Raw genomic sequence first — 11868 nt, 5'->3', positions numbered from 1 at the left:
CCCCAGTCAGGAGCCGGACCATGGAAGATCCATCCCTTCCGACCCATCTGGAGCTCCCGATGCAGGTCCACTCGATCACCCCCGACGTGACACTGCTCAGCGACTGTGCCGAAGTTCCGGGACTCGGCTTCCTGCCCGTCAACACGTTCGTCCTGCACGCCCAGCAGCCGGTCGTCGTCGACACCGGCCTCAGCAACCTGGACAAGGACTTCGTCGGTGACCTGTCCACTGTCATCGACCCCGCCGACGTCCGGTGGATCTGGTTGACCCACCCCGACCGGGACCACACGGGCGGCCTCTTCCAGCTCCTCGCGGCTGCTCCGCAGGCACGGCTGGTCACGACGTTCATCGGCGCCGGCATCATGTCCACCCAGTGGGAGGTCCCCCTCGACCGGGTGTACTTCCTCAACCCCGGCCAGTCCCTCGACATCGGTGATCGCACCCTCACCGCCCATCGGCCGCCGCTCTTCGACAATCCCGCGACGGTCGGTTTCCAGGAGAGCAAGGGCGGAGCCTTCTTCTCCTCGGACTGTTTCGGAGGGCCGATGCCGACTGCGGACCTGGCGCAGGGGGCCGACGTGCGCGACGCGCCGGACCTGGAGTCGGCGATGATGCTCTGGGCCGCCATCGACAGCCCCTGGGCACGTCTCGTCGACCCGGTGAAGTTCCACGCCACGATCGACCCGATCCGCCGCCTGGACCCCTCGGCGATCCTCAGCTCCCACCTGCCCCCGGCCCAGGGTCTGAACGACGTGCTCTTCGACCACGTCGCTGCCGCGCCGAACGGACCCGAGTTCGTCGGTCCCGACCAACAGGCGCTCCAGGCGCTGCTCGCGAGCTTCGAGCCGGCCTAGCCGAGTGACACCTGGCGGCGTCGCAGCCAGGACGCTCGGCGTACCGTCGAAGGGTGATCCCGGCACAGTCCCCCACCCTCACGCTCGGCAACCGCTTCGCCCACGAGCTCGCCGACCTCGCCGTCCCGTGGACGGCCGAGGAGGTGCCGGAGCCGCGGTTGCTGGTCATCAACGAGCCTCTGGCCCACGAGCTGGGGCTCGACGCCGTCTGGCTGCGTGGCCGCGAGGGTCTCGGCCTGCTGACCGGCACCGTCGTGCCGGAGGGGGCGACGCCGGTCGCGCAGGCGTACGCCGGCCACCAGTTCGGCGGCTACTCGCCGCAGCTCGGCGACGGGCGCGCGCTGCTCATGGGAGAGCTGCCCGACGGCTCGGGGCGGCTGCGCGACCTGCACCTCAAGGGCTCCGGTCGGACGCCGTTCGCCCGCGGTGGCGACGGCCTGGCCGCGGTGGGGCCGATGCTCCGCGAGTACGTGGTCAGCGAGGCCATGCACGCCCTCGGCATCCCCACGACCCGCTCGCTGGCCGTGGTCGCGACGGGGCGAGGTGTGCGCCGGGAGACCGTGCAGCCCGGTGCCGTGCTGGCGCGAGTGGCGAGCAGCCACCTGCGCGTCGGGACGTTCCAGTACGCGCGCTCCACCGGCGACGCCGAGCTGCTGCGCCGGCTCGCGGACCACGCGATCGCCCGGCACCACCCCGAGGCAGCGGACGCAGAGCAGCCGTACGTCGGCCTGTTCGAGGCCGTGGTGGCTGTCCAGGCGTCGCTGGTGGCGCAGTGGATGCTCGTCGGGTTCGTGCACGGAGTGATGAACACCGACAACATGACCATCTCCGGCGAGACCATCGACTACGGCCCGTGTGCGTTCCTGGAGGCGTTCGACCCGTCCACGGCCTACAGCTCCATCGACACCGGCGGACGCTACGCCTACGGCAACCAACCGGTCGTGGCGGAGTGGAACCTCGCCCGCCTCGCCGAAGCACTACTGCCCCTGCTCGCCGACGCGGAGGAGGACGCAGTGGAGGTCGCCACGCAGTCGCTGGGGGCGTTCCGGGTCGAGTACTCGGCCGCCTGGTCGGCCGGCATGCGGGCCAAGCTGGGCCTCCCCGACGGCCTCGACGACGCGGTGACGTCGCGGCTCGTCGGTGACCTCGTCACCCTGATGCAGGACAACCGCGTCGACCACACCTCCTTCTTCCGCAGCCTCGGCGCGGCGGCACGTGGGGATGCCGAGCCGGCGCGCGGGCTGTTCCTCGACCTGGCCGCGTTCGATGCCTGGGCAGAGCGCTGGCTGACGCTGGCTCCGGACGCCGGGTCGATGGACGCCACCAACCCCGCCTACATCCCGCGCAACCACCTCGTCGAGGAGTGCCTCACCGCCGCGACTGTCGGCGACCTGGGGCCGCTCGACGGCCTGTTGCACGCGCTGTCGGCGCCGTACGAGGAGCGTCCAGGCCTCGACCGCTACGCCTCGCCGGCCCCCGAGTCCTTCGGCACCTATCGGACGTTCTGCGGCACCTAGCGAGGGCGCGGCCGCGGCGGACCAGCCCCCCGCCGCGACCCATGTCTGGCATCGTGCACCGGCGTCGCCTATACTGAGAATGATTCTCGTTCTTAGGAGGCGCAGTGAAGCAAGGGATCCATCCCGCATACGGACTGGTGGCGTTCCGCGACCGATCGACCGGCCGGCTCTCCCTCACCCGGTCGACCCTGGTCGGCCACGACATCGACACGTCCGTCGAGATCGACGGCACGGAGTACCCCGTCGTCGACGTCGACATCTCGAGCGACAGCCACCCGTTCTGGACCGGCACCGCCCGCACCCTCGACAGTGAGGGACGGGTCGAGAGGTTCCAGCGCCGCTACGGGAGCTCGCGATGAGGACCCCGCTCGTCGTCGTGACCGGCGTGGACCCGGTGTCGATGGACACCACGCTCCTGAGCCTGGCCTGGGACCTGCCACGGGCAGTCTCGGTGCGCCACCGGATCGACCCGCACTCACAGGTGCTCACCCGGACGGTCAGTGACGTCACGGGCATCGTGGAGCAGGAGGAGACCCAGCTCGAGCACGCATGCGTCAGCTGCGCGCTCCGCGAGGACATCCTGCCCACTCTCGAGCGACTGGCCCGCGACGACCGGTGGAGCAGCATCGTCTCCGGGCTGCCCACCGCCACCGAGGCGGGCCAGCTCGCACACGCCCTGGCCACGAACAGCCGACTTGCGCGGCACCTCAAGCTGAGCAACGTCATCGCCACGGTGGGAGCCGCCGACGTAGCGCGAGACCTGCTGAGCGACGACCTGCTGCGCGAGCGCGGCGTGCACTCCAACCCCCACGACGACCGCGGTGTCGGCGAGGTCGCGTGCGCCCAGGTCGAGTTCGCGGACGTCGTCGTCGTCGACACCGATCCGGGCGTGGAGGCCATCGACCTCCTGCACGCCCTGGCGCGTCCCGGGGCACCGGTCGTCACCGGCGCGGACCGTCTCGACGGCGCCCAGCTCACAGCCGATCGGCACCACAACAGCCTCGCCACCGCCTGGTGCTCCCCCGAGTTCGACGGCGAGCTCCCTCCACTGGGCGCGAGCCACGCGTGGCGGCTGGACCTGCGCTCGCCGCGCCCCTTCCACCCCGAGAGGTTGCTGGACCAGATCGAGCGGCTCGGCTCGGGCGCCCATCGCGCGCGCGGCTGCTTCTGGGTGCCCACTCGTCCCGGGGACATGCTGGAGTGGTCCGGCGCCGGGGGCCAGCTGAGCATCGGCGGATACAGCCCCTGGGGGCGTCGTACGCCGGTGACCCGACTCGTCGTCACTGGCCTCGGAACACCTCCGGGCGACCTGACGGCCGCATTCGAGGAGGTCCTCCTCACGCCCCAGGAGGCGCTCCACCAACAGCCGTGGGACGTCCTCGAAGACGGTCTCGAGCCCTGGCTCGGCGACATCCGCGACGTGGCCTGACCACGTCCGAACCCTGCCTCGAACCCCTGCCCCCGGAAGGAGCACCCGTGGCCGTCCCCAAGCGCCGCACCTCACGCAGCAACACCCGCCATCGCAGGTCCCAGTGGAAGGCGACACCGGTCGACCTGGTCCCCGTCACGATCGACGGCAGGACCTATCGCGTTCCCCGACCACTGCTGCGCGGCATCGCGCGAGGCTACGTCGATCCTGCGCCGTGGAGCACTCGATGAGCGCAGCCCGAGCGAGGTGCCACCCACCCCACTACCCAGCCGCAACCCAGGAGGACCGATGAAGGTACGCAACTCCATCCGCTCGGTGAAGAACCAGCCCGGATCCCAGGTCGTCCGCCGTCGCGGCCGCATCTACGTCATCAACAAGCGGAACCCTCGGCTGAAGACCCGCCAGGGCTGAACACCGAGGGCAGGAGGAATCCCATGTCACGCATCTGCCAGGTCAGCGGCGCCAAGCCGGGCTTCGGCCACCACGTCTCCCACTCCCACCGTCGCACCAAGCGGCGCTTCGACGTCAACATCCAGTCCAAGCGCTACTGGGTGCCGTCCCTCGACCGCGCGGTGACGCTCACCGTCAGCGCCCGCGGGATCAAGACCATCGACCAGCGCGGCATCGACGCCGTCGTCGCCGGGATCCTCGCTCGAGGGGACAAGCTCTGATGGCCGCGGGCGGCAGCCACGTCCGACCCAAGGTGAAGCTGCGTTCCACCGCAGGCACCGGCTACACCTACATCACCCAGAAGAACCGCCGCAACGACCCCGATCGGCTGCTGCTGCGCAAGTACGACCCGCGCGTGCGCCGGCACGTCGAGTTCCGGGAGGAGCGCTGATGGCCAAGAAGTCGAAGATCGTCGCCAACGAGCGACGCAAGAAGGTGGTGGCTCGCTACGCCGAGCGACGGGCGGCGCTCAAGGAGGCGATCCGCACAGCCACCTCTCCCGACGAACGTGACGACGCGGTCCGGGCACTCAACCGCCTGCCTCGTGACGCCAGTCCGGTGCGGGTGCGCAACCGCGACCAGGTCGACGGCCGTCCCCGTGGGTACGTCAGGAAGGCCGGGCTGTCGCGCATCAACCTGCGCACGCTGGCGCACAAGGGCGAGCTGCCGGGCATCACCAAGTCCTCCTGGTGACTGCCCGGCCGCCGCCCCGATGCGCGCTCAGCCGTTGAGGGCCTGCTTGAGCGCGGATGCCGGCTTGAAGCCCGCACTTCTGGACGCGGAGATGTCCATCGACTCGCCGGTCTGCGGGTTGCGGCCGGTCCGAGCGGCACGCTCGCGGACCTCGAAGGTGCCGAAACCGGCCAGCGACACCTTGTCCCCGCCGGCCAGCGCCTTCGAGATCTCGCCCACGACGGCATCTACGACGGCCTCGGTCTCGGACTTGGCCAGCCCGGTGCTGTCGGCAACGGTCTCGACGAGCTCACGCTTGTTCATCTGTTCTCCCATGGTGTCCGATTGATAACGAGTCTCATTCTATACATGGCGCGAGGTGCGTCCGCCATGTCGGCGCGGTGCTGACGGTTCGAGAGATTCGACAGCCCGGCGCCCGCTCCTGAGAGTAGGACGCACTGCCCAACGCTCCGGACACAGGACGGCCCAGGGGGCGCGGCAGGCGTCGTCGGCGTTCCGGCAATGACCTCGGCTAGGCTCCGGATGATCCGCGGACGAGTGCGGACCGGCGAGCTGCAGACGGCACAGGAGGTGGACAGTGAGCGCGATGGCTGAGCGGTCGACGCCTCCCCAGAGGTCGACCCGCCAGCGCCGGGCGCTGACGGCCCTGCTCGGCGAGACGGACGACTTCCACAGCGCGCAGGAGCTCCACGAGATCCTGCGCTCTCGTGGCGAGACCATGGGTATGGCGACGGTCTACCGCCTCCTCAACGCCATGGCCGACGCGGGCGACCTCGACGTGCTCAACCACTCGGGCGAGGCGATCTACCGTCGCTGCAGCACCGAGCACCACCACCACCTCGTGTGCCGCCAGTGCGGCCGGACCGTCGAGGTGTCCGGCCCGGCGGTCGAGCGGTGGACCCAGTCGATCGCCGGCGAGCACGGCTTCTCCGACGTCAGTCACACACTCGAGCTGTTCGGGCTGTGCCCTGCGTGCCAGGGCAGCTGAGCCGGAGCGAACGGCGCGCGTGAGACGCACCGGCCAGTCGTAGCAAATCCTTAACGACACCGATTATCGTCACCCCGGTGACCTCGGAGACATGGTGGCGGGCATGACCCGGACAGCGCGCCAAGAGCCCGTCGTGGCCCCGGAGCGCGAACGCCCACCACGTGCGGCCCCCGTGCAGGTGTACGTCGTCTTCGCCGTGCTGGCCGCGCTGGTGGCCTCGCAGCAGTGGCTGGTGGACCGCCTGGACCACCCTGCGGTGGCGACCTGGAGCACGATCTTCGTGGCCATCGTCGTGCAGTCGATCCCGTTCCTGGTCGGCGGCGTCCTCCTGGCGGCGATCATCTCGACGCTGCTGTCCGAGCGAGCGCTGCGCCGCCTGGTTCCGGCCAACCCCGCGCTGGGCGTGCCGGTGGCCGGTCTTGCCGGCGTGGCCCTGCCGGGCTGCGAGTGCGCCTCCGTGCCCGTGGCGAGCAGCCTGATGCGGCGCGGCGTCGCCCCCTCGGTCGCCCTGACGTTCCTCCTCGCTGCCCCCGCGGTGAACCCCGTCGTGCTCGTGTCGACCGCGGTCGCGTTCCCCGGGCGCCCCGAGGTGGTCCTGGCCCGGTTCCTCGCCTCGCTGGTCACCGCCGTGGCGGTGGGGTGGCTGTGGCTGCGTTTCGCGGGCCGCGTTCCCCTGCTGCACCGCCAGCGTGCGCACGACCACACCGAAGGGACGGCGCACGCCTTCGTCGACAGCGTGCGCCACGACTTCATCCACGCGGCCGGCTTCCTCGTGCTCGGCGCGATGATCGCCGCCGCGATCAACACCTTCGTCCCGCGAGAGATCATCGAGAGCGTGGCCGGCAACGCCGTCCTCGCCGTGCTGACTCTGGCCGTGTTCGCCTTCGTCGTCGCCCTCTGCTCAGAGGCCGACGCCTTCGTCGCGGCCAGCCTCAGCGCCTTCTCCGACACCGCGAAGCTCGTCTTCATGGTGGTCGGTCCGGCCATGGACGTGAAGCTCGCCTCGATGGAGTCCGGTCAGTTCGGCGGGGCCTTCGCGCTCCGCTTCGTCCCACTCGTCCTGATGGTGGCGGTGCTGTCCGCCTGTGGCGTGGGATGGTGGCTCCTGTGACCCGAGCGACCCAGACCCTGCTGCTCACGGTGACCGGCGCCGTGCTGGTCCGCATGGCGATGGGCGACACCTACCTCCGCTACGTCAACTCGTGGATGCGCTGGCCGCTGCTCGCATGCGGCGCCCTCCTGGTGCTGCTGGCCGTCGTGGACATGTGGCGCGACGAGCCGAAGGCGGACGGGCAGCCCGACCACGCACCGGACGGTGAGCCGGAGTCGTCCCACGTGCCCCGGGCGGCGTGGCTGCTGTTCGTCCCCTCGCTGGTCTTCTTCCTGATCGCACCTCCGGCGCTGGGCGCGCACTTCGCCGAGCGGGCCCAGACCGCGGTCGTCCCGGCCGAGCCGAGCACCGAGGTCGTGCTCCCGGAGCTCCCCACGACCGATCCCGTGCCGTTGCTCCTCGAGGACGTGATCATCCGGGCAGCGTACGACGGGGACACGCTGGCCGACCGCAGGCTGGAGATCACCGGGTTCGTCAGCCGGGACGCCTCTGGCGACTGGTTCGTGACCCAGTTCGGCATGAACTGCTGTGCCGCGGACGCGACCGTCATGAAGGTCCTGGCCACCGGGGCCGAGGCTCCGGCCGACGACCAGTGGGTCAAGGTGGTGGGACGCTACGTCGCCGACACCGGGGTCGGCGGCGGGACTCCGCCGGAGGTGACCGTGGAGGACGTCCAGCTCATCGACGCCCCCACCAACCAGTACCGCTGACCGCGAGGTCGGGACTCACGGCGGGCAGTACTGCCCCATGTACGACGCGAACGCGGCATCGCCTCCGGCGACGGGCTCGCCGGGGGCGCCGACCTCCTCGGGGGCGAGCTCGAGGCCGATGGAGTCGTAGACACCGCTGATGAGGGTGTAGTAGCCGCTGCGAGCCGGCAGCGACATGGCGTCCGGGACACCGGTCGCGACGAGCGCGTCGGCCGACGCCCGCAGCCGGTCCACCGACGTGTCACCCCCGTTGCTGACGAACTGTCCCTGGCTCTCGGCGAGACGGCGGAACTCAGCGCAGAACTCCTCGTCCGTGGCGCTGGCCGGCGGGGGGACCGACAAGGCCGGGGAGGGGGTGGGGGTGGACGCAGGCGGTGCCGTCGTGGCATCGGTGCCGGCGGCGGTCACCGGCCCGTCGTCGACCGGTCGCAGGACGAACACCGCTGCTGCGACCGCCAGCACGGCGACGACGCCGGCGGCCCTGGAGACCAGCCGGGCGCGCGAGCGGTCCGTCGATGTCGGCAAGGGCAGTGCCTCTCGTTCCCGGGATGTCCGGCGACATGCTCGCACAGGGCGGGATGCGACGATCCATCGTCTCCGCGATCCGACCGCCGGCCCCTGGGAAGCCCGAGGTCATGCGCTGCGGGACCCCTTCTCCCCCGCCGCGACGAGTGCAGCGAGTCCGGTGGTCACCGGGACGGCGGCGACGAGGCCCAGTGTCGCCACGGCGCTGCGCACGATCTCCTGCGCGATCACCTGGTCGGTCACCACGTCCCTGAGCGTGTCGCCGGCCGTGACGACGAGGATGAGCAGCGGCAGCGACGACCCGGCGTACGCCAGGACGACAGTGTTCACGACGGAGGCGATGTGAGCGCGGCCGACCCGGCTCCCGGCCCGATAGAGCTCTCCCGCCCTTGAGAGCGGGTTGGCGCGCGCCAGCTCGGTCACCGTGACCGCCTGCGTCACGGTGACGTCGTCCAGCACGCCGAGCGAGCCGATGACGATGCCCGCGAGAAGCAGGCCCTGCGTGTTCACCTGCTGCGTCGTGCCGACGGCTGCGGACAGGTCGTCCGTGACGCCGGTCAGGTGCAGTGCGGCCACGGACGCCGCCGAGAGGAGTCCCGTCAGGGTGAGGCTGATCAGCGTGCCAAGCACCGCCACCGTCGTCGCGGCCCCGAAGCCGTGAGTGAGGTAGAGCACCGTCAGCATGATGGCCGCGGAGCCGACGATCGCCACCAGGAGCGGAGGCTCTCCGGCCACGATGGCGGGCACGACGAAGAACACCAGCACGGCGAACGTGACGCCCAGCCCGGCCAGCGCGGTGACCCCTCGCCACCGTCCGAACGTCACCAGCGCCAGGGCGAACGCGGCGGCCACCATCCAGAGTCCCGTGGCGCGCTGGTGGTCCACGATCGAGTAGGACTCGCCGTCGGGCGTGGTGCTCCGGACGAGGACGACGTCGTCGCCGGCCTCGACCTCGGGAGCACCGGTCCCGTTGGGCAGCGCCACCTGCACGGAGCTCCCCGCGTCGGGGCCGTCCGTCAGGCGTACGACAGCGGAACCGCACCCGTTCACCTCGTCGGGCAGCGCCTCGGGGCACGGCTCGCGATCGAGCTCGATGATGGCTCCGTCCACCTGTGGCAGCGGCGGCTCACCCGTCGACGGCACACCGGAGGGCCACATCCAGATCATCGCGCCGAGGGTGGCGATCCCCACGACGAGGACGACGGCGAGGCCCACGCGGAGCTCACGTCGGGAGGCCGGGCCCTCACGTCGATGACCGTGTGCGCCCATGGACTGGCCACCTCATCAGATCGGGGGCCGGGAAGGCCCCGACCGTCATCGCTCGTGCCCTGGCACCGAGAGCCGATGCTACCCACGCCGGAGACTCGTGCCGCCGGGGGCGAGACCGAGCAGCCCCGAGGTCAGGGCAGCTGCTGCACCGCGATCTCGTGGCCGAGTCGCTCGAGGAGCGGGAGCGGCTCGGCGAGGCAGGTCGCGACGTCGGGCTCGATGTCGAGCAGCGCGAACGAGCCGAGGATCCCCACGCGTGCCAGCTCCGCTGGCGTGAGCGTGCTCCGGCCTGCCACCGCCACCACCGGGACGCCTGCCGCGCACGCCCGGTCGGCGACCCCGACCGGGGCCTTGCCGTGGAGGCTCTGCGCATCGAGCGAACCCTCACCAGTGACGACGAGCTCACAGCCGGCCAAGGCCTGGTCGAACCCGACCAGGTCGAGCACGAGGTCGATGCCGGGTCGTAGCGAGGCTCCCAGGACTGCGATCGCGGCGAAACCCACACCTCCTGCCGCGCCCGCCCCTGCCACGTCGCGGTGATCGGCACCGGTGGTCACTGCCACCACGTCGGCCCACCTGCTCAGCGCGGCGTCCAGCAGGCCCACCTGCGCGGGGTCGCAACCCTTCTGTGGCCCGTAGACCTCGGCAGCGCCCACGGGCCCGGTGAGCGGGTTGTCCACGTCGCAGGCCACCACCAGGCTCGCCTCCGCGAGCGCCGGGTGCAGCCCGGACAGGTCGAGCCGCGCCACGTCCGCCAGCGCCGCACCTCCGTCGGCGAGGACATCACCGGAAGGACCGCGCAGCACGGCGCCCAGGGCCGAGAGCATGCCGGCGCCCCCGTCGGTGCTGGCAGAACCCCCGATCCCGATCACCAGGTCACGGCAACCGGCATCCAGGGCTGCGACGATCACCTCGCCGAGCCCGCGACTGGACGCAGCGAGCGGAGACGCGACACCTCCGGGCAGGCGCGAGAGCCCACAGGTGCCAGCCAGCTCCAGCACGGCCGTGCAGGCGCTACGCGCATAGGTGGCAGACACCTGCTCCCCGGTAGGACCCGAGACCGTCAGCGGCACGGGGTCGAAGCCGGCCGCGAGGGCCGCGTCGACGGTGCCGTCGCCCCCGTCGGCGACCGGAACCTGTGTGATGACCGCGTCCGGGCGCGCCCGGCGGATCCCCCGGGACACGGCGGCAGCCACGTCGGTGGCCGACGCCGAGCCCTTGAACTTGTCCGGGGCCACGAGCACGCGCCTCATGCGGGTGCGGCGGTCGAGTCGCGGACGACGAGCTCGTACGGCGCGTGCCGGCGGCGCGGCCGCGCGGACGGTTCCTTGAGCGCCATCAGCAGTGCCTGCTCCCCCATGTGGGCCATCGGCAGTCGCACCGTCGTCAGCGAAGGGGAGAGGTCGCCGGCCACGGCCACGTCGTCGAAGCCGGTCACCGAAACCTGTCCCGGAACGGCGACGCCACGGGCCCGGAGCACCGACAGGATGCCGATCGCCATGTCGTCGTTGAGCGCGAGCACGGCAGTCACCTCGGGATGGGTGTCGAGGATCTCCTCCGCGGCCGCCTTACCGCCTGCACGCGTGAACTCGGCCTCCACGAGGGGCACTCCATCCACGTCGAGGCCGGCGGCGCGGAAGGCTGCCCAGACGCCTTCCAGCCGATCGGCGACCGTGGTGAGCTGACGCGAGCCCGTGGCGACAGCGATACGGCGGTGGCCGAGGTCGAGAAGGTGCGTGGCGACAGCCGTGGCCCCCTCGGTGTTGCTGGGCAGCACGGCGTCGACACCCAGGTGGTGCCGACCGATCACCGCCACCCGGCCGCCGGCCCGCTGGTAGGCATGCAGCTCCTCACGGGCCGTGGTCTGCATCGCCGGGTCGACGAAGCCCGAGCCGGCGATGATGATCGCGCCCACCCGATTGGCGATGAGGGTCCGCAGCTGGGTCAGCTCGCGCTCGGGGTCACGACCGGTGTGGCAGATCTGGACGGTCAGGCCCTCCAAGTCACCGACACCCAGGACGCCGCTGGCGATCTCGGCGAAGTAGGGGTCTCCGATCTCGTGGACGACCAGTCCGACCGAGCGCGAGGGACCGCCGGCCAGGCTCCGGGCGTGCACGTTGGCGACGTACCCCATCTGGCGAGCCAGGTCGCGCACGCGCTCGGCGACCTCCTCGCTGACGCCCGACGTGCGCGAGAGGCTGCGCGACGCCGTCGCGATGGAGACTCCTGCTGCCTCGGCGACGTCCTGCAGACGCGGTGTGGGCCGGTCCTGTGCCATGGGTCCTCCGGATCCTCGAACGAATTGGCCTGTGACCCTTGCCA

General features: G+C 71.3%; 17 protein-coding genes. 12 read left to right on the top strand and 5 right to left on the bottom strand.

Going from position 1 to position 11868, the window contains the following annotated elements:
* Positions 1–20 precede the first annotated feature (20 nt).
* The 9 genes from J3P44_RS05730 (at position 21) to rpsN (ending at position 4943) form a co-directional block, all read left to right on the top strand.
* Entirely contained in the window at positions 21–854 is an 834-nt protein-coding gene (locus tag J3P44_RS05730; protein ID WP_255889292.1) for an MBL fold metallo-hydrolase, read from the top strand.
* A gap of 53 nt (positions 855–907) precedes the next feature.
* Positions 908–2371 carry a protein adenylyltransferase SelO gene (locus J3P44_RS05725; RefSeq protein WP_255889291.1) on the top strand — a complete coding sequence of 488 codons (1464 nt, stop codon included), beginning with the start codon at positions 908–910 and terminating at the stop codon, positions 2369–2371.
* Between the two features lie 104 nt (positions 2372–2475).
* Positions 2476–2730, top strand: coding sequence for a type B 50S ribosomal protein L31 (locus tag J3P44_RS05720; RefSeq protein ID WP_255889290.1), 255 nt, complete (start codon positions 2476–2478; stop codon positions 2728–2730).
* Positions 2727–3800, top strand: a complete 1074-nt coding sequence (locus J3P44_RS05715; protein WP_255889289.1) for a CobW family GTP-binding protein — start codon at positions 2727–2729, stop codon at positions 3798–3800. Before J3P44_RS05720 ends, J3P44_RS05715 begins: the two co-directional genes overlap by 4 nt.
* 47 nt (positions 3801–3847) lie before the next feature.
* Positions 3848–4030, top strand: coding sequence for a 50S ribosomal protein L32 (gene rpmF / locus J3P44_RS05710; protein ID WP_255889288.1), 183 nt, complete (start codon positions 3848–3850; stop codon positions 4028–4030).
* 58 nt (positions 4031–4088) lie between these two features.
* Positions 4089–4211, top strand: coding sequence for a type B 50S ribosomal protein L36 (ykgO, locus tag J3P44_RS05705; protein WP_179529725.1), 123 nt, complete (start codon positions 4089–4091; stop codon positions 4209–4211).
* A gap of 23 nt (positions 4212–4234) precedes the next feature.
* Positions 4235–4471: a 50S ribosomal protein L28 gene (gene rpmB / locus J3P44_RS05700; protein ID WP_255889287.1), complete on the top strand. Its 237-nt coding sequence runs from the start codon at positions 4235–4237 to the stop codon at positions 4469–4471.
* On the top strand, positions 4471–4641 hold the full coding sequence (rpmG, locus tag J3P44_RS05695) for a 50S ribosomal protein L33 (RefSeq protein WP_255889286.1): 171 nt from the start codon (positions 4471–4473) through the stop codon (positions 4639–4641). Before rpmB ends, rpmG begins: the two co-directional genes overlap by 1 nt.
* Positions 4641–4943: a 30S ribosomal protein S14 gene (gene rpsN, locus J3P44_RS05690; RefSeq protein ID WP_255889285.1), complete on the top strand. Its 303-nt coding sequence runs from the start codon at positions 4641–4643 to the stop codon at positions 4941–4943. Before rpmG ends, rpsN begins: the two co-directional genes overlap by 1 nt.
* A 27-nt stretch (positions 4944–4970) precedes the next feature.
* On the opposite strand, the gene J3P44_RS05685 is transcribed toward rpsN, so the two are convergent.
* Positions 4971–5246 carry an HU family DNA-binding protein gene (locus tag J3P44_RS05685; protein WP_255889284.1) on the bottom strand — a complete coding sequence of 92 codons (276 nt, stop codon included), beginning with the start codon at positions 5244–5246 and terminating at the stop codon, positions 4971–4973.
* Positions 5247–5529: 283 nt separating this feature from the next.
* Here J3P44_RS05685 and J3P44_RS05680 point away from each other — a divergent pair, with 283 nt between their 5' ends.
* The 3 genes from J3P44_RS05680 (at position 5530) to J3P44_RS05670 (ending at position 7752) form a co-directional block, all read left to right on the top strand.
* Positions 5530–5931, top strand: coding sequence for a Fur family transcriptional regulator (locus J3P44_RS05680; RefSeq protein WP_255889283.1), 402 nt, complete (start codon positions 5530–5532; stop codon positions 5929–5931).
* A gap of 103 nt (positions 5932–6034) precedes the next feature.
* Positions 6035–7042: a permease gene (locus J3P44_RS05675; RefSeq protein ID WP_255889282.1), complete on the top strand. Its 1008-nt coding sequence runs from the start codon at positions 6035–6037 to the stop codon at positions 7040–7042.
* Positions 7039–7752: a TIGR03943 family putative permease subunit gene (locus J3P44_RS05670; RefSeq protein WP_255889281.1), complete on the top strand. Its 714-nt coding sequence runs from the start codon at positions 7039–7041 to the stop codon at positions 7750–7752. The genes J3P44_RS05675 and J3P44_RS05670 overlap by 4 nt, the downstream gene beginning before the upstream one ends.
* A 15-nt stretch (positions 7753–7767) precedes the next feature.
* On the opposite strand, the gene J3P44_RS05665 is transcribed toward J3P44_RS05670, so the two are convergent.
* From J3P44_RS05665 to J3P44_RS05650, 4 genes are all read right to left on the bottom strand, one after another.
* Positions 7768–8277, bottom strand: coding sequence for a hypothetical protein (locus J3P44_RS05665; protein WP_255889280.1), 510 nt, complete (start codon positions 8275–8277; stop codon positions 7768–7770).
* 108 nt (positions 8278–8385) lie between these two features.
* The gene (locus J3P44_RS05660; RefSeq protein WP_255889279.1) at positions 8386–9546 is read right to left on the bottom strand and encodes a YibE/F family protein; all 1161 of its coding nucleotides are present in this window, start codon (positions 9544–9546) and stop codon (positions 8386–8388) included.
* A 131-nt stretch (positions 9547–9677) separates the two neighbouring features.
* Positions 9678–10784 (bottom strand): glycerate kinase, encoded by a 1107-nt coding sequence (locus J3P44_RS05655; RefSeq protein ID WP_255889278.1) that lies wholly within the window; start codon positions 10782–10784, stop codon positions 9678–9680.
* Between the two features lie 11 nt (positions 10785–10795).
* Entirely contained in the window at positions 10796–11824 is a 1029-nt protein-coding gene (locus J3P44_RS05650) for a LacI family DNA-binding transcriptional regulator (protein ID WP_255889277.1), read from the bottom strand.
* Positions 11825–11868: the final 44 nt, after the last annotated feature.

Origin of the sequence: Nocardioides astragali (assembly GCF_024436375.1) — a bacterium.
GTDB lineage: Bacteria > Actinomycetota > Actinomycetes > Propionibacteriales > Nocardioidaceae > Nocardioides > Nocardioides astragali.
The sequence above is the reverse complement of the archived record's forward strand: the minus strand, read 5'-3'. Positions and strand labels throughout refer to the sequence as shown.

Excerpts from the sequence above, each read along its gene's own strand:
- J3P44_RS05730 (WP_255889292.1), top strand. The coding sequence starts at position 21 with ATGGAAGATCCATCCCTTCCGACCCATCTGGAGCTCCCGATGCAGGTC.
- J3P44_RS05715 (WP_255889289.1), top strand. The coding sequence starts at position 2,727 with ATGAGGACCCCGCTCGTCGTCGTGACCGGCGTGGACCCGGTGTCGATG.
- ykgO (WP_179529725.1), top strand. The coding sequence starts at position 4,089 with ATGAAGGTACGCAACTCCATCCGCTCGGTGAAGAACCAGCCCGGATCC.
- rpmB (WP_255889287.1), top strand. The coding sequence starts at position 4,235 with ATGTCACGCATCTGCCAGGTCAGCGGCGCCAAGCCGGGCTTCGGCCAC.
- rpmG (WP_255889286.1), top strand. The coding sequence starts at position 4,471 with ATGGCCGCGGGCGGCAGCCACGTCCGACCCAAGGTGAAGCTGCGTTCC.
- rpsN (WP_255889285.1), top strand. The coding sequence starts at position 4,641 with ATGGCCAAGAAGTCGAAGATCGTCGCCAACGAGCGACGCAAGAAGGTG.
- J3P44_RS05685 (WP_255889284.1), bottom strand. The coding sequence starts at position 5,246 with ATGAACAAGCGTGAGCTCGTCGAGACCGTTGCCGACAGCACCGGGCTG.
- J3P44_RS05680 (WP_255889283.1), top strand. The coding sequence starts at position 5,530 with ATGGCTGAGCGGTCGACGCCTCCCCAGAGGTCGACCCGCCAGCGCCGG.
- J3P44_RS05675 (WP_255889282.1), top strand. The coding sequence starts at position 6,035 with ATGACCCGGACAGCGCGCCAAGAGCCCGTCGTGGCCCCGGAGCGCGAA.
- J3P44_RS05660 (WP_255889279.1), bottom strand. The coding sequence starts at position 9,546 with ATGGGCGCACACGGTCATCGACGTGAGGGCCCGGCCTCCCGACGTGAG.
- J3P44_RS05650 (WP_255889277.1), bottom strand. The coding sequence starts at position 11,824 with ATGGCACAGGACCGGCCCACACCGCGTCTGCAGGACGTCGCCGAGGCA.